Source organism: Deinococcus aerophilus (assembly GCF_014647075.1).
GTDB classification, from domain to species: Bacteria; Deinococcota; Deinococci; order Deinococcales; family Deinococcaceae; genus Deinococcus; species Deinococcus aerophilus.
In genome coordinates, this window is record NZ_BMOM01000003.1 from 35,082 (window position 1) to 60,327 (window position 25,246).

Annotated in this window: 24 protein-coding genes; 12 read left to right on the forward strand and 12 right to left on the reverse strand. The window is 68.0% G+C overall.

What is annotated here, in order from left to right; genetic code table 11:
* Positions 1-166 precede the first annotated feature (166 nt).
* From IEY21_RS02660 to clpS, 4 genes are all read right to left on the reverse strand, one after another.
* On the reverse strand, positions 167-1,360 hold the full coding sequence (locus IEY21_RS02660) for an ABC transporter permease (RefSeq protein ID WP_188901094.1): 1,194 nt from the start codon (positions 1,358-1,360) through the stop codon (positions 167-169).
* 168 nt (positions 1,361-1,528) lie between these two features.
* Positions 1,529-2,041, reverse strand: a complete 513-nt coding sequence (locus IEY21_RS02665) for a hypothetical protein (RefSeq protein WP_188901096.1) — start codon at positions 2,039-2,041, stop codon at positions 1,529-1,531.
* Between the two features lie 111 nt (positions 2,042-2,152).
* Positions 2,153-4,381: an AAA family ATPase gene (locus IEY21_RS02670; RefSeq protein WP_188901098.1), complete on the reverse strand. Its 2,229-nt coding sequence runs from the start codon at positions 4,379-4,381 to the stop codon at positions 2,153-2,155.
* A gap of 118 nt (positions 4,382-4,499) precedes the next feature.
* On the reverse strand, positions 4,500-4,835 hold the full coding sequence (gene clpS, locus IEY21_RS02675; RefSeq protein ID WP_188901100.1) for an ATP-dependent Clp protease adapter ClpS: 336 nt from the start codon (positions 4,833-4,835) through the stop codon (positions 4,500-4,502).
* A gap of 127 nt (positions 4,836-4,962) precedes the next feature.
* On the opposite strand from clpS, the gene IEY21_RS02680 reads away from it, so the two are divergent.
* From IEY21_RS02680 to IEY21_RS02695, 4 genes are read left to right on the forward strand one after another with little or no spacing between them, the layout of a single operon-like run.
* A complete protein-coding gene (locus tag IEY21_RS02680) occupies positions 4,963-5,991 on the forward strand; it encodes an ABC transporter ATP-binding protein (RefSeq protein ID WP_188901102.1) in 1,029 nt (342 codons plus the stop codon).
* A 33-nt stretch (positions 5,992-6,024) separates the two neighbouring features.
* Positions 6,025-6,828, forward strand: coding sequence for an ABC transporter permease (locus IEY21_RS02685; protein ID WP_188901104.1), 804 nt, complete (start codon positions 6,025-6,027; stop codon positions 6,826-6,828).
* On the forward strand, positions 6,825-7,607 hold the full coding sequence (locus tag IEY21_RS02690; RefSeq protein ID WP_188901106.1) for an ABC transporter permease: 783 nt from the start codon (positions 6,825-6,827) through the stop codon (positions 7,605-7,607). The genes IEY21_RS02685 and IEY21_RS02690 overlap by 4 nt, the downstream gene beginning before the upstream one ends.
* Complete coding sequence (locus IEY21_RS02695) at positions 7,607-8,308, forward strand: hypothetical protein (RefSeq protein WP_188901108.1); 702 nt, start codon at positions 7,607-7,609, stop codon at positions 8,306-8,308. Before IEY21_RS02690 ends, IEY21_RS02695 begins: the two co-directional genes overlap by 1 nt.
* Positions 8,309-8,386: 78 nt before the next feature.
* Here the strand turns inward: IEY21_RS02695 and IEY21_RS02700 are convergent, their stop codons facing one another.
* The 3 genes from IEY21_RS02700 to IEY21_RS02710 all read right to left on the reverse strand — a co-directional run bounded on the left by IEY21_RS02700 (position 8,387) and on the right by IEY21_RS02710 (position 10,416).
* On the reverse strand, positions 8,387-9,010 hold the full coding sequence (locus tag IEY21_RS02700; protein WP_188901110.1) for a septum site-determining protein MinC: 624 nt from the start codon (positions 9,008-9,010) through the stop codon (positions 8,387-8,389).
* Between the two features lie 128 nt (positions 9,011-9,138).
* Positions 9,139-9,954 carry a hypothetical protein gene (locus tag IEY21_RS02705; protein WP_188901112.1) on the reverse strand — a complete coding sequence of 272 codons (816 nt, stop codon included), beginning with the start codon at positions 9,952-9,954 and terminating at the stop codon, positions 9,139-9,141.
* A gap of 57 nt (positions 9,955-10,011) precedes the next feature.
* On the reverse strand, positions 10,012-10,416 hold the full coding sequence (locus IEY21_RS02710) for a hypothetical protein (RefSeq protein ID WP_188901114.1): 405 nt from the start codon (positions 10,414-10,416) through the stop codon (positions 10,012-10,014).
* A 90-nt stretch (positions 10,417-10,506) separates the two neighbouring features.
* Here IEY21_RS02710 and IEY21_RS02715 point away from each other — a divergent pair, with 90 nt between their 5' ends.
* The gene (locus tag IEY21_RS02715; RefSeq protein ID WP_188901116.1) at positions 10,507-11,508 is read left to right on the forward strand and encodes a DUF1517 domain-containing protein; all 1,002 of its coding nucleotides are present in this window, start codon (positions 10,507-10,509) and stop codon (positions 11,506-11,508) included.
* Between the two features lie 48 nt (positions 11,509-11,556).
* Positions 11,557-11,883 (forward strand): HNH endonuclease, encoded by a 327-nt coding sequence (locus IEY21_RS02720; protein WP_188901117.1) that lies wholly within the window; start codon positions 11,557-11,559, stop codon positions 11,881-11,883.
* 19 nt (positions 11,884-11,902) lie between these two features.
* On the opposite strand, the gene IEY21_RS02725 is transcribed toward IEY21_RS02720, so the two are convergent.
* Together IEY21_RS02725 and IEY21_RS02730 are read right to left on the reverse strand one after the other, a co-directional pair.
* On the reverse strand, positions 11,903-12,598 hold the full coding sequence (locus tag IEY21_RS02725; RefSeq protein WP_188901119.1) for a c-type cytochrome: 696 nt from the start codon (positions 12,596-12,598) through the stop codon (positions 11,903-11,905).
* 269 nt (positions 12,599-12,867) lie between these two features.
* Positions 12,868-13,695, reverse strand: a complete 828-nt coding sequence (locus tag IEY21_RS02730) for a phosphatase PAP2 family protein (protein WP_188901121.1) — start codon at positions 13,693-13,695, stop codon at positions 12,868-12,870.
* A gap of 103 nt (positions 13,696-13,798) precedes the next feature.
* Here IEY21_RS02730 and IEY21_RS02735 point away from each other — a divergent pair, with 103 nt between their 5' ends.
* Positions 13,799-15,433 carry an ABC transporter ATP-binding protein gene (locus IEY21_RS02735; RefSeq protein WP_188901123.1) on the forward strand — a complete coding sequence of 545 codons (1,635 nt, stop codon included), beginning with the start codon at positions 13,799-13,801 and terminating at the stop codon, positions 15,431-15,433.
* A gap of 149 nt (positions 15,434-15,582) precedes the next feature.
* On the opposite strand, the gene IEY21_RS02740 is transcribed toward IEY21_RS02735, so the two are convergent.
* A complete protein-coding gene (locus tag IEY21_RS02740; protein ID WP_229752816.1) occupies positions 15,583-16,464 on the reverse strand; it encodes an EamA family transporter in 882 nt (293 codons plus the stop codon).
* Positions 16,465-16,597: 133 nt separating this feature from the next.
* On the opposite strand from IEY21_RS02740, the gene IEY21_RS02745 reads away from it, so the two are divergent.
* Positions 16,598-17,059 (forward strand): peroxiredoxin, encoded by a 462-nt coding sequence (locus IEY21_RS02745; protein ID WP_188901124.1) that lies wholly within the window; start codon positions 16,598-16,600, stop codon positions 17,057-17,059.
* A gap of 130 nt (positions 17,060-17,189) precedes the next feature.
* Here the strand turns inward: IEY21_RS02745 and IEY21_RS02750 are convergent, their stop codons facing one another.
* Positions 17,190-19,715: a glycosyltransferase family 1 protein gene (locus tag IEY21_RS02750; RefSeq protein ID WP_188901126.1), complete on the reverse strand. Its 2,526-nt coding sequence runs from the start codon at positions 19,713-19,715 to the stop codon at positions 17,190-17,192.
* 178 nt (positions 19,716-19,893) lie between these two features.
* Between IEY21_RS02750 and IEY21_RS02755 the strand changes: the two genes are divergently transcribed.
* A complete protein-coding gene (locus IEY21_RS02755) occupies positions 19,894-20,376 on the forward strand; it encodes a hypothetical protein (protein ID WP_188901128.1) in 483 nt (160 codons plus the stop codon).
* A gap of 90 nt (positions 20,377-20,466) precedes the next feature.
* Here IEY21_RS02755 and IEY21_RS02760 read toward each other — a convergent pair whose 3' ends face one another.
* On the reverse strand, positions 20,467-21,063 hold the full coding sequence (locus IEY21_RS02760) for a hypothetical protein (protein WP_188901130.1): 597 nt from the start codon (positions 21,061-21,063) through the stop codon (positions 20,467-20,469).
* Between the two features lie 186 nt (positions 21,064-21,249).
* Here IEY21_RS02760 and IEY21_RS02765 point away from each other — a divergent pair, with 186 nt between their 5' ends.
* The 3 genes from IEY21_RS02765 (at position 21,250) to argC (ending at position 25,152) form a co-directional block, all read left to right on the forward strand.
* Positions 21,250-21,594, forward strand: a complete 345-nt coding sequence (locus IEY21_RS02765; RefSeq protein WP_229752817.1) for a hypothetical protein — start codon at positions 21,250-21,252, stop codon at positions 21,592-21,594.
* A 60-nt stretch (positions 21,595-21,654) separates the two neighbouring features.
* A complete protein-coding gene (gene secD / locus IEY21_RS02770; protein ID WP_188901132.1) occupies positions 21,655-23,964 on the forward strand; it encodes a protein translocase subunit SecD in 2,310 nt (769 codons plus the stop codon).
* A gap of 144 nt (positions 23,965-24,108) precedes the next feature.
* On the forward strand, positions 24,109-25,152 hold the full coding sequence (gene argC, locus IEY21_RS02775) for an N-acetyl-gamma-glutamyl-phosphate reductase (protein ID WP_188901134.1): 1,044 nt from the start codon (positions 24,109-24,111) through the stop codon (positions 25,150-25,152).
* Positions 25,153-25,246: the final 94 nt, after the last annotated feature.

Here is a 25,246-nt window from a genome sequence, read left to right on the forward strand (position 1 = left end):
TCACGGGGCAACGTTAATGGTGCTTCAGCTTACGGTCAGGCAAATGACGGCGGGCTGATGGGCATGCCAGCGGGCGTGTTCCTCGCTGGATCAGTCCTGCTGGGGAGCGGCCCTGAAAACAGAAATCAGGAGACAGTGGGCTTCAAAAAAACTCGATCCAGGACCCTCAGCGGATGATGCGGGCCGGCTCGATTCCTGCCGCGCGGCGGGCTGGAATCAGGGCCGCGAGCAGCGTGGTGAGCAGACCGACCGCATTGACCGCGAGCAGATCGGTCCAGCGGACCTCCACCGGCAGCGAGGTGATGAAGTACAGGTCGCCGGGAATCTGGAAGGGCCTCACCGTGAAGTACAGGCTGATGCCCAGCCCGAGCAGGTTGCCGACGAGCAGGCCGCCCAGCCCCAGCGCCAGCCCCTCGAACAGGAAGATGCGGGTAATCAGGCTGCGCGTGGCCCCGATGGCACGCAGAATGGCGATTTCCTGGGTTTTCTCGAACACCGCCAGCGTCAGGACATTGGCGATGCCGAAGGCCGCCACGATCACGATCAGGAACACCACGAAGCCGATCACCCGCTTTTGCAGCGCCAGTTGATCGAGCAGGGTGCCATACAGACTCTGCCACGGCAGCGGCGTGTACGCGCGGATGCGGGTCAGCTCGTTGCCCACCGCGGGCGCGAGGTCCGGGTTGGTCAGCCGCAGCTGGTAGCCGGTGATGTTCTCCCCGCCCTGCAACTGCTGCAGGGTGCCCAGGCTGGTAAAGGCGTAGGCGCTGTCAATCAGATAGTTGCCGGTGGTGAACAGTCCCTTGACCTGCAGGGTGGTCCGGCGCTGACCGCTGTTGAGCAGCCGCAGCTCATCGCCGGTAAAGCCGCCTATGCTGCGGGCCAGCGCCGAGCCGAGCAGCACCTCGCCGGGCCGAAGGGTGGCGAGCAGCCGGCCCTCCTCGGCGGGCAGTTGCAGCACCTGACTGGCCTCGGGCATCACACCGAACAGGGTCGCAAAATCCACCCCGGCCCGGTTGCCCTGCCCGGCGGGCCGGGTCAGCAGGCCCTTATCGGCCAGAAAGGGTGTAAAGGCCGCCACCCGCGGGTCGGCCCGGATGGCGCGCTCCATCTCGGGGTCGCGTGCAGTGGGCGTGAAGGCGTTCAGGCTGAGATGTGGGCTGGCGCGCAGGGTGGCATCCACCAGCGCGCGGGTAAAGCCGTTGGTCAGGCTCAGCGCGGCGATCAGGGCCATCACACCCACCGCGATGCCCAGGATGGTCAGGACATTCTGGGTGCGGCGGCGGCGCAGATGTGCCCATGCCAGCGACCACGCCAGCGCAGGCGAGGCGGGCGGAGCAGCGGAACGGACAGGGGTCATGCGAAGCGGAGGATAGCAGACCCCCTCCCGGCAGACGTCTTTCAACGGCCGCGACTGTTTTTGCTTTGGAGCGCCCGTATTCCCACAAGAAGCGCCGGGAAAAAGCCAGAGAGGGGCACAGGCCTTGCGGCCCCGCCCCTCCGGTCAAGCTGGGTGTAGTGAGCTGCTTTAGCGCAGGGTAACTTTGGTGGCGTTCAGGTTGGTGCCGTCAATGGAGCCTTCAACGGCCACGTCCGCGTTGATGCGGTCGGTAGCGAAGAACTCATCCGCCGTGGTGGCTGCACCTTCAAACAAGGTGTCGGAATCCACAGTCACGTTGTAGTTCTGGTCGTTCTCGTTCAAGCCGAAGGTCTGGGCAGAGGCGTCAAAGGTCATGATGGTGCCCTCCAGGCCGTCGCCGGCGGCCATGTCGAGTTCCTCACCGGCGTCGGCGTTATCGGCGTTGGTCAGGGTGCTGTCCATGCCGGGATCGGCGGGGTTGTCGTCGCCCGTGGTGGTGTCGGTGGTGGTGTCGGTGGTGGTGTCGGTGGTGGTGTCGGTCAGGGTGGTGTCGGTGGTGGTATCCGGCAGGGTGGTGTCGGTGGTGGTCGTGGTGGTATCGGTGGTGGTGGTCGTTTCACTCTTGGGCGTGCAGGCCGCCAGCAGGGAACCAGTCAACAGGATCATCAGAATGTTTTTCATGCTCCAATTGTCCGGGGCGACCCTTCAAGTCACATGAAAGAAGCTAGGGCGAACCTTTACCTCCATCGCCGGGGCATCGGCACCTGGGCCGCATGGCAGCCCCTGAGCCCGTCATTCAGGGGCAAATGTGAAGATTTCTTGAGAGACGTCCACCCGCACCTCTCCCCCGTCCTTGAGGCGGCCGAACAGCAGTTGATCGGCCAGCGGGCGCTTGAGGTGTTCCTCGATGACCCGGGTCAGCGGACGCGCTCCCATCAGGGGATCGTAGCCCAGCTCGGCCAGACGGGCACGGGCGGCGTCCGACACGCTCAGGACCACGCCGCGCTCGGCGAGCTGGGCCGAGAGTTCTCGCAGGAACTTGTCCACGACGTCCGCCATCACCCCACGGGACAGGGCACGGAAGTAGATCACGGCGTCCAGCCGGTTACGGAACTCCGGGGTAAAGGTCCTCTTGACCGCCTCGGCCTCCTCGCCGGCCCGGCCCTCCCGCCCAAACCCCAGCGCCGGACGGCCCGCGTCGGCGGCTCCGGCATTGGTCGTGAAGATCAGGATCAGCCCCCGGCCGTCCACCTTCTTCCCGGCGTGGTCGGTCAGAGTGCCGTGGTCCATCAGCTGCAGGAAGATGTTGTACACGTCCGGGTGGGCCTTCTCGATCTCGTCGAGCAGCAGCACGGCGTGGGGGTTCTTGGCCACCGCGTCGGTGAGCAGGCCGCCCTGATCGAAACCCACGTATCCGGGCGGCGCACCGATCAGACGCGCGACCGTGTGCGCCTCCTGATACTCGGACATGTCGAAGCGGGCCAGATGAATGCCCAGCCGCTCGGCCAGGGCGCGCGCCAGCTCGGTCTTGCCTACCCCGGTCGGCCCGGCGAACAGAAAGGCCCCCTGCGGTTTTCGCGGGTCGCGCAGGCCCGCACGGGCCAGCTTGACGGCGCTCGCCACGGCCTGCACCGCCGCGTCCTGTCCGTACACCCGCTCCCCGAGGTCCGCTTCCAGCGTGGCGAGGGACTGCACTTCCTCGGCCTTCACCGCGCCCACCGGCACGCGGGCCATGCGGGCCACGGTGGCCTCGATGTCGGCCACGGCGATGGTGCCCCCCTGCCCCGCGCTGCTGCGGGCCGCTCCCGCCTCGTCCAGCACGTCAATGGCCTTGTCCGGCAAAAAACGGTCGCGCAGGTGGCGCACGCTCAGACGCACGGCGGCGTCCAGGGCGTCGGGCGTGTAGGTCACCCCATGGTGCGCGGCATATTTGGAGGCCAGACCGCGCAGGATCTCCAGCGCGTCGTCCTCGGACGGCTCGGCGACCTCCACGGTCTGGAAGCGTCGCCACAGCGCCCGGTCCTTTTCCAGATGACGCAACTCGGCGGGCGTGGTCGCGCCCAGCACCCGCAGCTTGCCGCGGGCCAGCGCCGGCTTGAGCAGGTTGGCCGCGTCGACGCTGCCGCCCTCGGTGGCTCCCGCACCGACCAGGGTGTGCAGCTCGTCAATGAACAGCACGCTGTTCTGACCGTCCAGGGCGGCCAGCACTGCCCGGAGCCTCTGTTCAAAATCACCCCGGTAGCGCGTGCCCGCCAGCAGCGCTCCCAGGTCCAGGGCGTACACCGAGGCGCCCTTCAGGAAGCCGGGAGCCTTGCCGTCCACCACGCGCTGCGCCAGTCCCTCGGCCAGCGCGGTCTTGCCCACGCCCGGCTCGCCCACCAGGACGGGGTTGTTCTTGCCGCGCCGCGCCAGGATGTGAACGGCGCGTGTCAACTCGGCGTCCCGGCCAATCACCGGATCGTATTCCCCGGCCCGCGCCCCGGCGGTCAGGTCCACGGTGTAGGCCTCCAGCGGGTCCTGCTCGGCGGGGGCCTCGGCTTCTGCCGGCACGGGTCCGTCTACCCCCGCCGCCCGGCGCTCGCGGCCACGCCCCTCGACCTTCGCCGCGCCGTGGGACACATACTCCAGCACGTCCAGGCGGGTCACACCCTGGGCTTCAAGGGCGGCGCGGGCCGGTGAGTCGGCCTCCTCCAGCAGTTCCACGAGCACCCGCGCTCCGTCGGCGACCTCACCCCCCCTGCCGCTGGCATGCAGCTGCAGCACCGCGCCCTGCACCACCCGGTGAACACCCAGCGTGAAGTCCGGCTCGGCGTCCTCCAGCACGTCCAGGGTGCCGAGCTGCGTTTCCAGATCGTCGCGCAGGCGCTCCACGTTCACGCCCACCGCCAGCAGCGCCTCGCGCGCCTCGGGGTCGTGCGTCAGGGCGAGCAGCAGATGTTCAAGGGTCACGTACTCATGTCCTGCCCCACGCGCGTAGTCCGCGGCGCGGGCAATGGTGACCTGCAGGTGGTCGCCGATCATGGGTGCCTCCGGAAGGGGAGCGTGGGGAAACCCCTCTGGTCCCCCGGAGCGGGGCCGCCAGCGGGATGGCCCGCCGTGCCTTTCTCCAGTCCATCCCCTGCCGTCATGCCGCTTTGTCTCACGGTCCTCCCTCCCCTTCCGGCTCGGCCACCACGCGCAGAGGATGTCCCTCCTGGCGGGCATGGGCCGTGACCTGGGCCACCTTGGTCTCGGCGATGTCGCGGGTATACACCCCGGCCACTCCCTGCCCCTTGTGATGCACGGCGAGCATGATCAGCTCGGCCTCCTGCTCGGCCTTGCGGAAATAGCGCGACAGCACCATCACCACAAAATCCATCGGCGTGTAGTCGTCGTTCAGCAGCAGCACCCGGTACAGCCTGGGCTGCCGCGTCTCGGTGCGTTCCAGGGTCTGGGTGCGGCCTTGGGGGTCCTGGCCGCCGTCACGGCGCGTCATGCGGCCGAGTGTAGCGGGCGGCGCGGAAGCGGGGCGGAAGCTGGCTCACGGTGCATGGACGGCGCCGTTACGCCACCTCGCTGACCCGGCGCCGCAAATCCGGTTCCGACGTATTCTGGAAGAACCTATGACCACCTCGCCCCCGGACGCCTCCGTCCACGTCCGCGACCTGAACAAGCGGTATGCCGTCCATGAGAAGGAACCCGGCTTCATGGGCAGCCTGCGCAGTTTCGTGCGCCGCAAGACGAGGTATGTGGAGGCCGTCAGGGGGGTATCGTTCGATCTTGCCCCGGGCGAGGTGGTCGGCTTTCTGGGGCCCAACGGCGCGGGCAAGACGACCACCCTCAAGATGCTCTCGGGGCTGCTGCATCCCTCGGGCGGTACGGCGCGGGTGGCGGGGTTCGAGCCGCGCCGGCGCGAGACGGCCTTTCTCAAGCAGATCACGCTGGTGATGGGGCAAAAGCAGCAGCTGATCTGGGACCTGCCCGCGCTGGACAGCTTTCTCGTGAATCAGGCCATCTACGAGATTCCCGATAACGAGTACCGCGCGACCATGCGCGAGTTCACGGAGGTGCTGTCTCTGGACGGCATCCTCAAGAAGCAGGTCCGCAAGCTCAGCCTGGGCGAGCGCATGAAGTGCGAACTGGCCGCCGCGCTGCTGCACCGCCCGCGGGTGCTGTTTCTGGACGAACCGACCATCGGCCTGGACGTGAACATGCAGGAGTCGGTGCGCGCCTTTGTGCGCGACTACAACGAGCGCTACGGAGCCACCGTGATTCTGACGAGCCATTACATGGCCGACGTCACCGCCCTGGCCCGGCGCATTCTGGTCATTGACCGCGGCGAGCTGGTCTTCGACGGTGACCTGGCCCACCTCGCCGAACAGGGCCGCGGCGGCAAGACCGTCCGGCTGCAGCTGCGCCGGGGGGTCAGCGCCGCCGAGCTGGCCCGCTACGGCAGTGACGTGCGGGTGGATGGCCTGAGCGCCGAGCTGACTGTTCCCCGCGCCGAGGTCAGTGCCCGCGCGGCCCGGCTGCTCGCCGATCTGGACGTGGCCGACCTCACCGTGGAGGACCCTCCCATCGAGGCCGTAATGGCCGAGCTGTTCGGAGCCAGAGACCGGGAGGACCGGGCCAGGGAGGCTGTACATGGCTGACCGGGCCACCCTGCGCCGAACGCCGGGGCACGCATGAGCCCCCTGTGGAAAAAAATCCGGGTTCTGTTCGCCACCCGTTTTGCAGAGATGGCCGAATACCGCGCCGAGATCATCATCTGGATGCTCTCGGGCACCCTGTCCCTGATCATGATGCTGGTATGGATGTCCCAGGCAGCGTCGGCCCCCGGCGGGCAGATCCGCGGGTACGATGCCTCCGGCTTCGCCACCTACTTTCTCAGCGTGTGGCTGGTGGGCCAGCTGCTGGTGGTGTGGGTGGGCTGGGAGCTGGACCTCATGATCCGGCAGGGCACGCTGTCGCCCAAACTGCTGCGTCCCATGGACCCCATGTGGATCGAGTACGCCTCGCACGTCGCCGAGCGGCTGGTGCGCATCGGGCCGCTGCTCGCGCTGCTCGTCGTCTTCGCGCTGCTTTCAGGAGCGTCCTTTACCCACGAGTGGTGGGCCTACCCGGCCGCGCTGGGCCTGATCGCACTGGGGTTTACCTGCCGCTTTCTGTACGAGTACACCCTGGGCCTGCTCGCCTTCTGGACCGAGAGCAGCACGTCCTTTACCGAGGTGGCGTGGCTGCTGTACGCCGCGCTGGGCGGCCTGTTCGCCCCGCTGGCGTTCTACCCGCCGTGGGTGCAGAACGTCGCCGTCTGGACGCCCTTTCCCTACATGCTGGGATTGCCGGCCCAGCTGCTCGCGGGCAAGGCCACGCTGGCCCAGACCGGCCAGGGAGCGCTGGTGCTGCTCGGCTGGGTGGTGGTCTTCTGGTTCGTGCGGCTGGCGGTGTGGCGGCTGGGCCTGAAAAAGTACGGCGCGGTGGGCGCATGATCCGTTACCTGCGCCTGATCCGCATCTTTACCGGGGCAACCATCTCCGCGCAGCTGGAGTACCGGGCCAATTTCCTGGGAGCGGTGCTGGGCAGCCTGGGTCAGGTCGGGGTGGCGCTGCTGACCATCGGGGTGCTGTTCGCACAGACCGAGACGGTGGGCGGCTGGACCTTCCGTGAGGCTTTGCTCGTGACCGGGTTTTTCATGCTTACCGAGGGCTTCATCAGCGTGTTCGTGCAGCCCAACATGAGCCGCATCGCGGAGGCCATCCGCACCGGCAGCATGGATTTCACGCTGCTCAAACCGGTGGACGCGCAGTTCAACGTCAGCACCCGCTACCTGAATGTGCTGCGCTTTCCCGATCTGCTCATCGGTCTGGGGCTGATCGGGTACGCGGCCTCGGCCCTCACCGTCACGCTGGCGGGCGTGCTGACGGCGGCCGTCCTGTACCTCTCGGCCCTGTCCATCGTGTACTGCATCTGGCTGGCCCTGTCCACCACCGCCTTCTGGTTCGTCAAGACCCAGAACATGGCCGAGCTGTTCAACGGCATCTTCGGGGCCGGGCGCTTTCCGGTCAGCGCCTTTCCGCTGCCGGTGCGTTTTCTGCTCACCTTCATCGTGCCCATCGCCCTGATCACCACCGTGCCCGCACAGGCCATGACCGGCCGCCTGACTCCCCTGCTGGCGCTGGCCTCGCCGCTGGTGGCGCTGGCGCTGTTCGCCGCCACGCGCTGGTTCTGGCTGCGGGCCGTCGCCAGCTACACGAGCGCGAGCAGTTGATGTGGAGCCGACGGCTGCACGCCGCACTGGCCCGCGAGGGACAGGAATTGCGGGCAGAGGTCACCGCGCATAGCCTCGCCGGGTTGGAGGCAGGGTTGCGGCAGCAGGGCGTGTCGCTGGAAGCGCAGGCGCTGCGCCGGGTCGCGTGGGCCGCGCTGGGTCAGCCCAGGCCGCGCACGGTAACCCTGACCCCCACCACCCGCGCCCGGCTGGGCCACCTGACGGACCTGCGCGACGTGTTCTCGCCCGCCGACGCCGAGCGGGTGGGCCGTGAATTTGCGGGAGAAGTGTGGCTGGCCCCCGATCTGCTCGCGGTCCGCCCGTGGCTGCCGCAGACCCCGGCGCGTGAGGTGGTGGGCGCCGTCATGCACAGCCAGTGGTCGGGCCTGCTGGCGCTGCTGGGCGAACACGGTCCCTGGGTATACGTCGCCAGCGTGGCCGACCTGCAGGCGCTGGGCCGGGCCTACAGCGCCCTGGTGGGGGCCGCCGCCCACGCCGCCGAGGACGCGGCGCTCGACGCGGCCCTGGCCCGCCCGAACCATCCCTCGTTGCTCGCCCGCCTGGAGGTGACCGACCACCGGCAACCGGGCACGCCGGAAAGTTCCCCCGCACACTTGGCGGCGCTGGAGCAGGCGTTCTGGGCCGCGGCCCAGGAGCAGGCCCACGCGGGCCGGAAACGGCGCGGCACCGGACAATCCTGAACAGGACGGCCCTGAGCGAAGCCTGGACCCGCAACAGGGACCAGGCCACGCGCAGAGGGTGGGGACGTGCCCGTCCCCTCAGCGCTGCACGTCAATCACAATCACGCCGTCCTGCAACTTCGCCATCTCCGCCAGCGGCTGATCGTCGCGGTGACGCATGTTGCTCAGGCTGCTGCCCTCGGGGGCGCGGGCCACCGCGTCGCCAATGCGGATCTGGGTGCTGGCAATGGGGCGCGCCCACACAATGGCGTCCGCGTGGCCGCCCTGACCCGCGTGGGCCACGCCGCGCAGCGCCCCGATCACGATCACGTCGCCGCCCGCTACCACCTCAGCGCTGGGATTAACGTCGCCCAGCACGATCACGCTGCCCTTGAATTCCCCGCGGAACCCCGCCCGCAGGGTGTGCGGCACGATCACGGTGCGGCCATCGTCCAGCGGATGGGCTTCGGGGGCAGCGGGCGCCGCCGCCGGAGCACTTACCGTCACGCGGGGGGCACGGACCCGTCCCGGCGTGCCCCCCGCGGCGCGCACGGCCCCCAGCGCAGCCTCCAGTGCTCCCGGATCGGCGTCTCCGGCAATCTCAAGCGTCACGCTGCTCGCCAGGAGTTCCGGGTGGGCGCCCAGTGCCTGCTGGACCGTCTGGGCCGTATCTCCCGGTTCCAGCAACAGATTCAGACCGCCGAGCGTGCCGCGCAACTTCATGGGCCTCACTGTAGCGTTCCCGTCTGCGCCCTGTGGGCCGCACCTTCGGGAACAGGGACGCGCCCCACCCGGACGGCGGCACAAAAAAACCTCCCGCGAGGGGAGGTCTGAAGCGGGGGCTCTGAACCTTACATGTTGCGTTTGGCGTCGCTGGCCGTGTTCTTCCCGTCGTCTGCAGACTTCTGGGCACTGCCCTGCATGTTGGTCTTGACATCCTGCGTGGCGTTGCGGGCGTTGGTACTCAGGTCCCCGGGCTTGTGCGTGGCCTCGTCGGCGGCTTTCTGGGCCTGCTTCTCGGCCTGGGCGCGGGCCTCGGCCACGAAGTCCTTGGGGGGAGCCGGCAGGTCGCTCAGCTTGGATGAGGTCGAGCTGGACTGCGACTGGCTGGGCTGCGGCTGGTTGGTCTGGGGCTGGTTGGTCTGCGCCTTGGCAGCCGTCCCGGTGTCCTGCGCGGATTTCGGCGCTGGGGCCGCCTGATCTTCCTGCTTGGCCGGTCCGCCCGCAGATTTTGCCTGATCCTGTTTCTGTTGGTCCTGCTTTTGCTGGTCCTGTTTGGCCTGATCCTGGGCACTGGCCTTCACGTCCTGCGCGGCGTCCCTGGCCTCGCCCGCCGCCTGACCCACGGCCTCCTTGACGCTGCCGGCCACTTCCCTGGCCTTGTCCACGGCGGCTCCGGCGCCACCCGACGCGGCGGCTTCCTTCACCTCGGCAGCCTTGTCGGCAAGCACGCCGCCGGCCTGTGTGGCGGCTTCCCTGGTCTTTTCCCAGCCCTTGGCGACGCTGCTGCCCATATCCTGCGCGGCGTCCTTGAGGCCCAGTTCGGCCAACTTGGCGTCCAGCGCCTTGCGGTTCTGTTCACGGCTGAAGTAATACGCGCCCGCACCGACCAACGCACCCAGAACCAGCAGGCGTTTGAGGGGAAAATGACTGTTGCTGTTAGACATGAGAATCAGCTTACGCGCCCCTCATCTGTGCAGGATGAGCCGCGCTTCAGGGCAGATTTACCCCTCCTGTTCGCCGGACCCCCGCATGGACTGCAGGCCCAGCCGCCGGGCCAGCGCCTCGCTCAGCAGCCACTCCTCGGGTTCCTCCTGATCCAGCACCTGCACCAGCACGCAGCCCCTTGACCGATAGAAGGCCGTGATTTTCGTCCAGGCTTCTTCCTCATCTCCGGCGGTTTCCTCGATGTCTTCCAACGTACCCCACACGTCCCCGTCCACCTCGCCGCTGCGCAGGGCCTCGACGTGGGCGCTCAGGGTGTAGGCATCGACCTCCTCGTCCGGGGCCACCACGGTATCCGGCGCGCGGCGCTCCAACCGGTCGTCCCGTTCGTACAGGCTGTCCAGAAAGTGCTGCCAGTCGGTGGCATTGAGGGTGATGGTGGGGGGCAGGGGGTCCTGGGTCATGCAGGCAGTGTAGCCAGGACAGCGTGCCCGCTCCCCCACTCGCCAGGACGCTCGCCCACCCCCGGCAGGTCCACACCGTACACTGCGGCCATGCGGCGTTCTTCCCCTGTTGGCTTCCGCGCACTCCGCCCGTGGCTGCGCGGCGTGTTGCCCGTCCTGGCCGCCCTGCTGCTCGCTGTGGGCAGCCTGACCCTGTCCGGCGCAGCGCTGGCCCAGTCCGGCGGGGGCTTTGGCGGCAGCAGTTCCGGCGGAAGCAGCGGGGGCGGCAGCTTCGGGGGCAGTTCGGGCGGCGGGTACTCCGGGGGCGGGTATTCGGGAGGCGGGTATTCCGGTGGCGGCTACGGGCCAATCATCATCAACGGTGGGGGCGGGTACGGGTACAGCTCGGGCGGAGGGGGCGCGGGACTGATGGGGCTGATCGTCTTTGGCGTGCTGATCTTCATGGTGGTGGGCCACATGCGCCGCAGCATCGGCGCGGGCGGAGCGCGCAGCCTGGGCGGCGGCCTGGGCACCCTGAGCGGCACGGCCCAGGCCGTCAGCGTGCAACTGCTGCTGGCCGAGGGTGACGAGGTCAAGCGGGCGCTGCAGCGGGTGGCCGAGTCCGGCGATCCCGACACCAACACCGGGCTGGCCCGCATGCTTCAGGAAGCGGCGCTGGTGGTTCTGCGCCATCCTGAACGCTGGGTCTATGGCAACGTCGAGCGTGCCCAGGGTGCCCCCAATGCCGCCGACAGCCAGGTGGGGGCCTGGGCCACCGAGGCCAGGGCGGCCTTCACCGAGCAGACCACCAGCAATTACCAGAACCGCGACCCCAACAGCGGCTTTGTTCATAGGGACGATTACCGGCACAAGGGAGACGCCGGGGACATGTACCTCGCCGTGACCATCGCGGTGGCGGCCCACACCCTGGGGAACCTGCCGCCCGCCGCGGTGACCACCGCCGCCGAGGCCCGGGCGGCCCTGGGCACCATCAGCAGCGTCAACGCCTCGGACCTGATCCGCGCCGAGGTCGTGTGGAGCCCCGACATGCCGGGTGAATTCCTGAGCGAGGACGAGGCGATCATGAAATACCCCAATCTGACCAAGTTGTAGGGCCCACCGCCACAGTCCCGGGCAGCGGTCTTTCCTATCCTTTTGCCGATGGCCCGCCGCCTGCCCGAGTCCCCCTGGCCCCCGCCTGCGCCGGTCACGCCGGTCTGTGCGCTGTGCGGACGGGCCGTGCCGCAGCTCACCGAACACCACCTGATTCCGCGGTCCCAGGGACGTCGGCGCGGCGTGCGGGTGACCGAACTCCCCACCACGCTCCTGTGTCCGCCGTGCCACAAGTTTCTGCACCGGACCTTTTCCAACGCGGAGCTCGCGCAGGATTACCCCACGGTGGAGGTCCTGCTGGACCATCCCGACGTGCAGCGCTACGTGGCCTGGATCAGAAAGCAGCCGGCCAGCAGGGGCGTGCGGGTGCGCTGAAGGGCGCGCGGATCCAGCTCTACTGGCCCATGCTGCTGATGTAGGCGGCCACTGCCTTGAGGTCGTCCTCGGTCAGGGGTTGCAGGGCGATGCGCATGGCATTGGGATGCGGCACTCCGAACTCAGGGGTGTTCTTGAATTCGTGCAGCACTTCCAGGGCGTATTCGGGTGCGAGGTTGGTAATGCTCGCCACGCCCAGCCGGTTGTTACCGCGGCCATCGTCTCCGTGGCAGATGGCGCAGGCGATGATGTTGCGTGGTCCATCACCCACGTGGAACAGGGCCGCTCCCCTGACCCGCAGCGCAGCGCTCTCGGTCTTCCAGGCCGGGCCGGGTTGCAAGGTCTCGGCGTAGGCAGCGATGTCTGCGATGTCCTGATCCGAGAGTTTTCCCGCGACCTGCTGCATCACGGGGCCGGGCCGCAGCTTGGCACGGTAGACGGCCAGCTGAAACTGCACGTAGCTGAAATGCTGTCCGGCCAGCGAGGGAACTTCCGGGTCGCGGCTCACCAGCCCCGGTCCATGACAACCCTGACAGCTTTGCGAGACCTGCTGTCCCCGGGCCGGATCCGGCGTCCTGTAGCTCAGGGCCAGTGGATTCCCGCCGGAAGGTGCGCCGCCCCCACCCAGGGCAGACTGCGCCAGCGCCGAAAGGGTGGGAACAAAGAGGGCGAACGGAACGGCAAGCCACACGGACAGTCGGACGGTGCGCTGCATAACGGGCCTCCCTGCATGGACAAACTGTGGATCGTACCGGCAGTGTAAGACTTTCCGCCCTTGAACTGTCTCCACTTGAGCTGTCCACCACGCATCTCCCGCTCGGTCGGTCATGGGTATAGGACTTCATTCCCAGCCGAAGGGCCGTGGGCAAAGCACACCGAACCCCCGAAAGCCGTGCTTTTCAGTCTCTACAACGCGGCCAGCAAGACCGCCTGTCTCCTTCGGAAGAACGCCGGACCCTGGCCTGCGGCTCACCGTACAGGACGTCAGGAAACGGCCTCGGCGGCCCGGCGCTCCGGGGCTGCGGCGTGGCGGGGCAGCCAGCGGCGCAGCAGCAACGGCACGCCCTCCACCGCCACCAGCACCAGCACGGCGTAGCGAAGCGCCCGGACCAGCCCCAGGTCCTTGACGGCGCTGGGCAGCGCTCCCAGCGCAAAGAACACCGCAAACACCACCGCCAGCCCCAGCACCCCCACGATCACGCGGCCCGCCACATCACGCGGCGGCAGAAAATCTGGGCGGACAAACAAGAAGCCCGCGAACAGGCCCAGGCCGGCGCCGTATTCGCGCGGCGTTCCGGCGGGCAGGAACGCCGCCACCACCAGCGCTCCCAGCGGCACGGCCCAGCGCAGCGTACCGGTCCCGGCAAAGGCCACCCGGCCCGCAAGTACGGCGAAGGCCACGCCCAGCAGCAGCCCCACCATCACATCGGAGGGATAGTGAACGTGCAGCGCCAGCCGCGAGGCCGCGATCAGGGCCACGATCACGCCCGCAACCAGCCACAGCGCCGGCCGCCGCAGCTGCGCGGCAATGCCCCCCCACAGGGTGGCCGCCATCTGGGCGTGGCCGCTGGGCAGACCCGGCCCGCCCGCCGTCGCCCGCGCCGCCTCGGAGGCCAGGCCGGGATCGGCAGTGAACGGACGGCCCAGATTCAATCCGTATTTCAGGGCGCTGTTCACCAGATAGCTCAGCGCGAACACCACACCCAGGCGGCGCCCACCCCCCGGATTCCACAGCCAGGTGTACAGCGCAAGCACCACGATGAACACCTCGTCCCGCCCCAGGGCCGTCACCGCCAGCCAGAAAGATTCCATGCCGGACATTGTGCCGGATGCGGTGTGGGGCCGCGTGCCCGGGGGGGCACCTTTCTGGCCGGAGACCCCGCCCGGCGGCCCGCCTTTGAATTAAACTGGATTCATGACCGCTTCAACGGGCCCCACGGCCACCCCCGACGTGCTGCAAGAGGTGCGGCACAACTCTGAATATGCGCTGGAACTGCGCGGAATCACCAAGCGTTTTCCGCTGGTGCTCGCCAACGACGACATTTCCATGCAGGTCCGCTGGGGCAGTGTTCACGCCCTGTGCGGAGAGAACGGGGCCGGCAAGAGCACTCTGATGAAGATCGTATACGGCATCCAGCCGCCGACGAGCGGTGAGATCGTGGTGGACGGCGAGACCGTGAACTTCAATGATCCCGCCGACGCCATTCGCCGCGGCATCGGCATGGTGTTTCAGCACTTCATGCTCGTCGAAACGCTGACCGTTACCGAGAACGTCATCCTGGGCGCGGAACCCACTTCGGGAACGTCCATCGACTACGGAACGGCGCGCAAGCGGGTGGCCGAACTCATCAAGCAGTTCAACTTCGCCATCAACCCCGACGCGCTCGTCGGCGACCTGCCCGTGGGCTTGCAGCAGAAGGTCGAGATCCTCAAGACGCTGTACCGGGGGGCCCGCATCCTGATTCTCGACGAGCCGACGGCGGTGCTGACCCCCAGCGAGACCGACGAACTGTTCGAGTTCCTGGTGGGCCAGTACGCCGCGAGCGGCAACGCGGTGGTCTTTATCTCCCACAAATTGCACGAGGTCCTGCAGATCAGTGACCGCATCAGCGTGATCCGCGACGGCCGCATGATCGGCACCATTCCCGCCGAGGGCGCGACCACCGAGACGCTCGCTCAGATGATGGTGGGCCGCGAGGTCACGCTGAAGGTGGACAAGAATGAAGCGAAACCCGGCGAGGTTGCGCTGGACCTGAAGAATGTGACCGTGAAGGGCGAACACCGCAACGCGGTGGACGGCGTGAGCTTTCAGGTGCGGGCCGGGGAAATCGTGGGCATTGCGGGTGTGGAAGGCAACGGCCAGAGCGAACTGGTCGAGGCCATTACCGGCCTGATGCCCTACGGCGGCGCCATCACTTACCTGGGGCGGCAGGCGCGCGGGGTCAAGGAGGTGGAGGCCTCGGGGCTGTCACATATTCCCGAGGACCGCAACGAACGCGGACTGGTGCTGGAGATGACCACCGCCGAGAACTACATTCTCGGGGAGCAGGACCGCGCCCCCTTTGCCGGACGCTTCGGATTTCTGAAGCTCGATAAGATTCAACAAAACGCCCGCGAACTGAGCGAGAAATACGATGTGCGCCCCCGCAGCGCCAGCCTGCGGGCCGGACAGTACAGCGGCGGCAATGCCCAGAAACTGATCGTGGCGCGCGAGATGCGCAAGGGCCCCAAGATTCTGGTCGCCAGCCAGCCCACCCGTGGAGTGGACATCGGAGCCATCGAGTTCATTCACGCCCGCATCGTCGAGGCCCGCGACCAGGGACTGGCCGTGCTGCTGATCAGCGCCGATCTGGGCGAGGTCATGAATCTGGCCGACCGCATTCTGGTGATGTACGAGGGCAAGGTGGTGGGCGAGGTGCCCGCGGCCCAGGCCACCGAGACCCAGCTGGGTCTGCTGATGACCGGCAGCAGCGAGCATGCCGCGCCGTCGGGTGGGCGCAGCGGAGAGATCAGCACCACGCGGGAACGGGGCGAGCGCGGCGACTTCTGAGCGAGCGCAGGCAGACTGGGAACACCAGAAATAAACGGAAGGACGCTGCGGATTGCCCACAGCGTCCTTCTTCATGACCCGGCTTCAGAAGGGCAGACTTCAGGAGGGGCGCCGCAAAACGGATCGGGCTCCTGCCAGACCGCCCCGTGCTACTTCAGCGCCTCGGCCACGACAGGCCGCCGGGCCCGCCGGGCGCTCGTCAGGCTGATGCCCGCGCTGGCCGCAATCACACACAGCAGCGCGAGCCACTGCCGCACCGACAGCCGCTCGGACAGGAACAGCAGGCCGCTGAGGGCCGCCAGCGCGGGTTCCAGGCTCATCATCACCCCAAAGACGCGGGCGGGAATGGCCCGCAGGGCGCGCATTTCCAGCGTGTACGGCAGGGCGCTGGACAGCGCGGCCACGCCCAGCCCGCCCAGCAGGGCTCCGGGCGCGAGCAGCCCCACTCCTGCCTGCGCGACCCCGAACGGCACGCAGATCACGGCGGCGACCAGCATGCCGGCGACCACGCCGGTGGTCCCGGGCAGCCGCTGGCCCACCGCGCCCCCGGCCAGGATGTACCCCGCCCAGAAGCCGCCCGCCGTGAGGGCCAGGACGACCCCCAGCGGATCGAGCGCGGCCCCGCCCCCGGTCAGCGGAGCGATCAGCGCGATGCCCAGCGCCGCGAGCGCCACCCACGCGAAATCCACCGCCCGGCGCGACGAGAACAGCGCCAGCAACAACGGTCCCACAAATTCCAGCGTGACCGCGAGGCCCAGCGGCAGGTGCGTCAGCGACAGGTAGAAGGTCAGGTTCATCAGGCCCAGCGCCGCCCCGTACGGCAGCACCGCCCGCCAGTCTTCACGGGTCAGCAGGCGCAGGTTGGGCCGGAACACCAGGGCCAGCAGCGCGGCGGCCAGCCCCACCCGCAGCCCGGTCGTTCCCAGCGGTCCCAGCGTGGGAAACAGCGTCTTGGCAAAGGCCGCCCCTCCCTGAATGCTCAGCATGGACAGCAGCAGCGCCGGAATCGGAGGAAGGGAGAAGGGGCGCATCCGGGGCCATTATGGGGCCGCGTGGAGGAAGGCGGGGGCGGTTGACCAGCCAGAGGTCCAGACCGGCCGGGGCCGGCCGCAGGCCACCAGAACACTCATGGTCCGGCCGGCCCCGGCCATTAGACTCGGGGCCATGGCTCTTCTTCCCGGCAACACCGTGCCGACCTTTTCCGCCGTCATGGACAGCGGTCAGCCGTACATGCCACGCGCCGGAAGGTGGCAGGTCGTGTTCTTCTTTCCCAAGGCCGCCACCACCCACTGCCAGTTGCAGGCACGGCGGTATCAGGCGCTGTATGCGGAATTTCAGGCGCTGGGGGTGGACGTGGTAGGGGTCAACAGCGACCCGCGCCGCGCCCTGATGAAGTTCCGCGACGTGTGCCGGCTCGACTATCCCCTGCTGCTTGACGAACAGCGCCGGCTGAGCCAGCAGTTTGGCGTGCAGGACGAACAGTGGCCCGACGAGCCGGTGCGCCGGGTGCGCCGCGAGACCTTTCTGGTGGACCCGGACGGCGTGGTCCGGCATCACTGGACCGCCGTGGAACCCGGCAACGACGCCCAGATTGTGCTCGACGAGGCCCGGCGCCTGCTGTCCTGAGTTTCCAGACGGCGGCCCCGAATCCCACAGCACCCGGCCCCTGAAGGCCGGACCACCGGAAAAGGGAAAAGGACAGACAGAGTAGCTCTGCCCGTCCTCACTGAACCGTCCGCACGGTCGGCGGGTGGATTTACCGGGCCGTGGCCCACTTGATCAGGCCGACTTCCAGCTCATTGCTCAGGCCACCGATTTCGGGAATCATGCGCACGCCCACCGAGTACAGACCGCTTTCCTTGAGCGGCACGTCGGCGCTGAAGGTGCCGTCGCCCTGGTTCTTGAGGGGCACGCGGGTCAGGTGGCCGCCGCGGTTCAGGACCGCCTCCACCCGCAGTTCATCCAGGCCGATGCCGGCCGGGTTGACCTGGGCGACGACCGGAGCCGTCTGACCGGGGTTGCAGGTGGCGGGCAGATCGGCGTGGGCCGTGAGGTGGGTGTGGGGCCACTGCTGGCGCACCCAGGTTTTCCAGCCGGCGATGGCGCGGGCGCGGGCGCTGTCGTCGGCGGCGACTTGCTGGCCACGCTCGCCGATGGGCAGGTAGTACTGCTGCACATAGTCGATGACCTGCCGCTGCATGGAAAAGCGCGGGCTGACGGTCTGGATGGCACGCCGGACCGAGTGCGCCCAGGACGCGTCGCCGGTCGCGTGGCCGTAGTAACGCGGAACGATCTCGCTTTCCAGCGTGTGGTACAGGCTGTAGGCGTCGGCGTCGTCCTGCACGTTCAGGTCGGCGTACTCGCGCTCCTCCCCGATGGGCCAGCCGTTGGTGCTGTCGTAGCCCTCGCGCCACCAGCCGTCCAGCACACTGAAGTTGGGGCTGCCGTTGAACGACGCCTTCATGCCGCTGGTGCCGGAAGCCTCCAGCGGGCGGCGCGGGTTGTTCAGCCAGATGTCCACACCCTGCACCAGATGACGGGCCACGTTCATGTCGTAGTTTTCCAGAATCACGATCTTGCCGCGGAACTCGGGTTCCTGCGACATCTTATAGATTTCCTGGATAAAGGCCTTGCCGGGGTTGTCGGCCGGGTGGGCCTTGCCCGCAAAGACGAACTGCACCGGGCGCTCCGGGTCGTTGACGATGCGGCTCAGGCGCTCGCGGTCACGGAACAGCAGCGTGGCGCGCTTGTAGGTCGCAAAACGCCGCGCGAACCCGATGGTCAGGGCGTTCTCGCTCATCAGCGTGTCCGTAGCGGCCACGTCGGCGGCGCTCGCTCCGTTGCGCAGCATCTGCTCGCGCATACGGGCACGGATGAAGGTGATCATCTCGCACTTCATGTCCAGCTGCACGCCGCTCAGCTGCTGATCGGTGAGCTTCTCCACCGCCGTCCACATCTTTTCGTCTTCCAGCCGCTCGGTCCAGTCCTTGGGCAGCACGGTCGAGAGCAGGTCGCGCATGGCCTGACTGGTAAAGGTCAGGTTGTGTGCGCCGTTGGTGACGTGCCCGATGGGCACCTCCTCGGCCTCCGCACCGGGATACAGGAACTTCCACATGTCGCGGCTGACCTCGCCGTGCAGCTCAGACACGCCGTTGGCCGCGCGGCTCATGCGCAGGGCGAACACGGTCATGGAAAAGGCCGGCACCGTCTGGCCGTCCCAGTTCTGGTCGTGGCGGGCCAGACCGTACAGCTCGTCGCGCGAGGTTGCCAGGCGACCGGGCCACTCGCCGATGTAGCGGTCCATCAGGTCATAGGTAAAGGCGTCGTTGCCCGCCGCGACCGGGGTGTGGGTGGTGAACAGCGTGGAGCTCGCGACCGTTTCCAGCGCGGTGCGGAAGTCCAGCCCCGCCTCCACGTACTCGCGGACACGCTCCAGACCCAGCAGGGCGGCGTGGCCCTCGTTCATGTGGTACACGGACGCCGGAATATCCAGCGCCCGCAGCGCGCGGATGCCCGCGACCCCCAGAAGCACGTATTGCTGCACGCGCAGGTCCTGGTTGCCGCCGTAGAGCCGGGCGGTCAGCTTGCGGTCCTCCTCGCTGTTCTCGGGCACGTTGGTGTCCAGCAGCAGCACCCGGATGCGCCCGATGTTCAGGTTCCACACCCGCACCGACACGTCGCGCCCGGCGATGCGCACCGCGACCCGCGCTTCCTGACCGCTGGCGGTGCGCGCCGGGGTAATGGGCAGGGTGGTCAGGTCCATCTCGTCGTAGGCCTCGTTCTGCCAGCCGTCCCGGTCGAACAGCTGCCGGAAGTAGCCCTGGTGGAACAGCATGCCCACCGCCGTGAAGGGCAGGCCCAGATCCGAGGCACTCTTGCAGTGGTCGCCTGCCAGCACGCCCAGGCCGCCGCTGTAGATGGGCAGCGATTCGTGAAAGCCGTATTCCATGCTGAAGTAGGCCACCGGAGCCATCCCGGCCGCGTTGCGGCTGGCCCAGGTCGCCTTCTTGCCCATGTAGGCATCGAAGTCGGCCATGACCGCCTTGTAGCGCGCCAGGTACCCGGAATCGGCGGCCAGCGCGTCCAGCCGTGCCTGCGAAACCTCCAGCAGCGTGCGGACCGGGTTACGCTGGAAGCGCTCCCAAATGACCGGATCCAGATCCTGATACAGCATCTGTGCGTGGGGGGTCCAGGACCAGTACAGGTTGTAGGCCAGCTCCGAGAGCCGCGCGATAGACGGCGGCAGCTGGGGCAGCACCGTGACTTTGCCGATAACGTTCATACCCGCAGAGCTTACACCACGCCCCTGCCAGCAGATACCCCCAAAGATGGCGTTGTGGACGGCAAAAATTGGAGTTGTCCAGACAGTACGGCGCGCCCTGTTTTTCCGTGCTGCTGGGGCTGCGGGCGCGGCCACCGCTGCGGCGCAGGTGGCCACGCGCGGCGCTAGGCTCTGTTCCATGACCGCGAATGACCCCGAGACGGCGGCCCTGTTGCTGGAAGGGGACCGGCTGGCCCGGCACCTGGCCCAGACCCTGGGCGGCACCCTGCACGACCAGAACCGTCTGGTGCTTCTGGGCCGCAGTCTGGCGCTGAATCTGGTCCGGGCCTTCGGGCCCACGGTGGAACACGTCACGCGCCGGGCCGGCACGCCGCTGCATGCCGTTCTCACCCTGGATGAACGGGACCGCGCGGTGATTCAGAGTGTCTCGGCAGACGGCGAGGTGCTGGGGCGGCTGCCGGTCGACGACCTGCTCGGCGAACTGCTGTTCGTGCGCGGCCAGCTGCATCCCGACGTGCGGACCCACCTGCAAGATGGCCTGACCGGAGACGAACACCACGCCACCCGCGCCCTGGTGGCCTGCCTGAAGAGCCGCCCGGTCCTGAGCGCGATGGAACGGCAGGTCCGCGCCGTGCTGCGGGAGGCGCGGGCGACCGTATAGCGGCGCAGGCCTTCAGCGAAACGGCCTGAAAGCACGTGGCTTCCAGGCCGGCTTCTCAGATGGGGCCGTCAGGGTGAGGAGGGGTGAAGCTCAGCTGCCCGTGGCAGCGTCGTCTGCGGCGGCGGCGCCGTCGTCGGTCTGCCCCTGAGGTCCGTCCGGAGCGTCCAGACTTCCGCGCGGTCCACTGCGCGGTCCGCCGTCACGCCCGCCAGGACCGTGCATCCCGCGCCCCCCTCCCCCGGGGCCGCCCCTGCCCCCGAACATCCTGAAGGGATCATTCTGCAGCCGGGTCTTCATGTCGGCGGCGCGGTTGCCCGCGATGTTGCCGTCCTTCACGCCCTGATCGATGGTGGCGTTCCCGGCGGCCAGGGCGGCGGCCCTGAGCTTATCCAGGCTGATGCCCAGCTGCGCGGCCAGTTTCTGCAGATACACGTCGGCGTAGTTGGTGCCGCTGCCCTGCGGAGTCTGGCCCTGCCTGTTCTGCCGCTGTCCCGGTTGCGCGGGTTGCACGCGCTGCGGGGTGGGCTGAGCCTGGGTGGCCGTTCCGGTGGCCGCTGTCCCGGTGGCCGCCGTGCCGGTCTGCTGGGCCAGCACCGCTCCCACCGTCAGCGGCAGCGCAGCCAGGGCGATCAGTGGCAGGCGGGTCTTGTTGAAGATGGTCTTCTTGACTTGCTTTTCCTGACTCATGTGGAGTCCTCCTGTAGGGGTCGTGGGCTGGAATGCGTTTCCTGCCCTGCCCTCAGCGTGCCAGCGCCGTATCCAGAACCAGCGCACGATCCTTGCAGGAACGGTGAAGGCGCGGTTCACCCACCCGACCCGGAAGGTGGCAACGGTCTCCTCCGCTCTGGAGGCCTTCTGGTATGCTGCGGCGCTTTGCGACGCTTTTCCGCCCCCGCCGCGCTGTGGTACGCGCGCCTGAGCACCTGGCCGGGCGTGCTGACCCTGCTGTCGGTGCTGGCGGTGGTGCTGGGCACGCCGGTGCGTCCGCCGGACCTGGGTCCGCGTCTGAGCGCCAGCAACGTGGCGCCCGCGTTGCCCGAACTCCGGGCCGCGCCACAACCGGGCCCCACGGCCCCTGTACTGGGCGCGCCGCCCACCGAGTCCTTCCGCCCATCCGGGGCAGGACGGCGGTCGGGCAGCGTACTGACCCGCTGGGAAGCGCCCCACCTGCGCCCCGAACTCACCGTGCTGGGGCGGCGGCAGACGGACGGCGGCTAGCGGGGCGCAGATGCGTCGCCCCCGACCCCTTCCCCCTCTTCCCCCTTCAGGAGCCCCACCGTGACCTACGGCAACAACCGCAAAAACAAGGGTGGCAACGACCGCCGCCCGCCACCGCCCCGGCGCAAGGCCGCACCCAGCGCCGGCCGCTCCAGCCCCTGGGTTCCCGTCCTGCTGCTGCTCACGCTGCTCGCCAGCCTGGCCTACATCTGGCGCCCCTGGGAACACCCCAACAGCCTGGGCAGCCTGTGGAACGACAAGTTCCAGTTCATTACCCTGGGCCTGGACCTCAAGGGCGGCCTGCGCATCGAACTGGCCCCCGAGTCCGGTACCGCCACCAAGGACGAGCTGGACCGCGTCAAAACCGTCATCGAGAACCGCGTCAATGCCCTGGGTGTGGCCGAGCCCACCGTGACGGTGGCGGGCGGCAAGCGCGTGGTCGTCGAGATTCCCGGCGCCACGCCCGCCGTGCAGCAGCGGGCACGCGAGATCATCCAGCGCACCGCCAAGCTGGAATTCCGCATCGTGCAGGACGGCGCGCAGCCCGATCCCGCGTTGCGAACGAGCAAGCCCGGCTCCGGCGGGTACACCCTTGCCCAGCTGGGACCGGTCCTCGCCACCGGCGAAACGGTGGAAAGCGCCACCTCGGGCACCAATCCCCAGACCGGGCAGTGGGTCGTCAATTTCCAGACCACCGACACGGGCGCACAGACCTTCGGCGACTTCACCGGCAAGAACGTGGGCAAGCTGATGGCCGTGGTGCTCGATGACCAGATCCAGAGCGTGGCGACCATCAACCAGCGCCTGTTCCGCGACATTCAGATCAGCGGCAGCTTTACCCCCGAGGAAGCCAACCAGCTGGCCCTGGTCCTCAAGTCCGGCGCGCTGCCCATCAAGATCAAGACCGAGGCCGAGCAGGCCATCGGGCCGACGCTGGGCGCAGACGCCATCCGCAGCGGCGCGATTGCCGCGCTGGTGGGCATCGGCCTGGTCTTCGTAATGCTCTTCGCGTACTACGGCCTGTGGTTCGGGCTGGTCGGCGCGCTGGGACTGCTGTTTTCCAGCATCCTGATCCTGGGCATGCTCTCGGGCTTCGGGGCCACGCTGACGCTGCCGGGCATCGCCGGTCTGGTTCTGACCATCGGGGCCGCCGTGGACGGCAACGTGATCTCCTTCGAGCGCATCAAGGAGGAGCTGTACCGAGGCAAGGGCATCCGGAACTCCATCGAGGCCGGCTACAAGCACTCCACCGCCGCGATTCTGGACGTCAACGCCTCGCACCTGCTCGCGGCCATCGCCCTGTACAACTACTCCACCGGGCCGGTCAAGGGCTTTGCAGTCACGCTGATGATCGGTGTGATCGCCGCCACCTTCTCCAATCTGGTGTTCGCCAAGTGGTTCATCGGCTGGCTGGCCCAGCGCCGCCCGAACATGAGCGCGCCGCAGTGGATCAAGAACACCCGCATCGACTTCATCAAGGCCGCGCCGTACATCACCACGGCCAGCGTGCTGCTCGCCATCGTGGGCGGCAGCATCCTGGCCACCAAGGGCCTGAACTTCGGGGTGGACTTCACGAGCGGCACCACCGTGACCCTGCGGACCGACGCCAGCACCAACACCGAGCAGGTCCGCGCGGCGGCCGCGGCGGCCGGCGTGTCCAAGGTGAATGCCCAGAGCGCAGCCATCCAGCGCGACATCAACCCCGCCCTGAGCGGCGCGCAGTACAGCGTCAAGGTGCCGGAACTGACCGCCGCCGAGACGCAGACGCTGGGTACCGCCCTGGCCAAGCTGCCCGGCGGCGTGATCCAGGCCACCGAGACGGTGGGCCCCACCGTGGGCCGGGAGCTGACCCAGAAGACCATCTACGCCGTGCTGCTGGGCCTGGGCCTGATTCTGGTGTATGTGGGCTTCCGCTTCGACTTCGTCATGGGCCTGGGCAGCATCGTGGCCGTGCTGCACGACGTGGCCATCGTGATGGGGCTGTATTCCCTGCTGGGTCTGGAGTTCGGCATTGCCAGCGTGGCCGCGCTGCTCACCCTGATCGGCTACTCGCTCAACGATTCGATCATCGTCTCTGACCGCATCCGGGAAAACATCCGCGAGATGCGCGGCAAGGGCTTCCGCGAGATCGTCAACACCAGCATCAACCAGACCCTCTCGCGCACCATCATGACCTCGGTGTCCACCATGCTGCCGCTGGCCAGCCTGCTGGTCTTCGGCGGTCCGGTGCTGCGCGACTTCAGCCTGGTCCTGCTGATCGGCATCATCATCGGCACCTACAGCAGCGTCTACATCGTGGCGCCGCTGGTCGTGTACGTCGAGGAATGGAACAAGAAGCGCCACTCCGGGGGCAAGGCCGCCAAGGCCTGAGCGCAGCCCTCCTCCACCGGCCCCGTTCCTCACTGTGAGGGACGGGGCTTTGCTTTTGATCCTCGGCGGTCTTCCGCACCTTCCCCGGCTCCCCTAGCCACTTCCTACCCACACGGGCCACTTTTCCGGCAGAGTAGACCGGATATGAGTGAACAACTGTCGGTCGCCATTGTGGGAGGCAGCGGGTATGCAGGCGGGGAATTCCTGCGGCTGGCGCTGGGGCATCCCCACCTGAACGTCACGCAGGTAACGAGTGAGCGCAGCGCCGGAACGCCGGTCAGCATGGTCCACCCCAACCTGCGCGGGCGCACCACCCTCAAGTTCCGCAAACTGGCCGAGCTGGAGGAAGCGGACGTGATCGTTCTGGCCCTGCCGCACAACTCGGCCGCCAAACGGCTGGCCGAGTTCGAGGGCAAGGGCCGTATCCTGATCGATCTGTCCGCCGACTTCCGCCTCAAGGACCCGGAGGTGTACCGCAAGGTGTACGGCGAGGCCCACCCGGCCCCCGAACAGCTGGGGGACTGGGTATACGGCAACCCCGAGCTGCACCGAGAGGACCTGCGCGGCGCCACGCGCATCGCGTGTGCGGGCTGCTTCGCCACCTCGGTGATTCTGGCGCTGTACCCGCTGCTCAAGCTGGGAGTGCTGCTGCCCAGGGACATCATCGCCACCGGTCTGGTGGGCAGCAGCGCGGCTGGGGCGAGCGCCAGCGACTCCTCGCACCACCCCGAGCGGGCCGGCAGCCTGCGGGTGTACAAGCCGGTGGGCCACCGCCACACCGCCGAGGCCCAGCAGGAGCTGCCCGGACACTTTCCGCTGCACCTGACCGCCATCAGCACGCCGCGCGTGCGGGGCATCCTGACCACCGCGCAAGCCTGGATTCCCGACGGCTACAGCGACCGCGACGTCTGGAGCGCCTACCGTGAGGTGTACGGCCAGGAACCGTTCATCCGCATCGTGAAGGTCGCCAAGGGCATCCACCGCTACCCCGATCCGATGCTGCTGGACGGCACCAACTACTGCGACATCGGCTTCGAGATGGACCAGGACACCGGCCGCGTCGTTCTGATGAGCGCCATCGACAACCTGGTCAAGGGCACGGCGGGCCACGCCATCCAGTCGCTGAACATCGCGCAGGGCTGGCCCGAAACGGCGGGACTGGAATTCGCGGGGCTGCACCCTGCCTGAAGCCCCCATGGCCGGTACTGGAGGAAGCGCTCGATATTGTCAAATGTAAATCATTTAGACGATTTTGTTGACATATACTAAGCCAGTTGCCAGA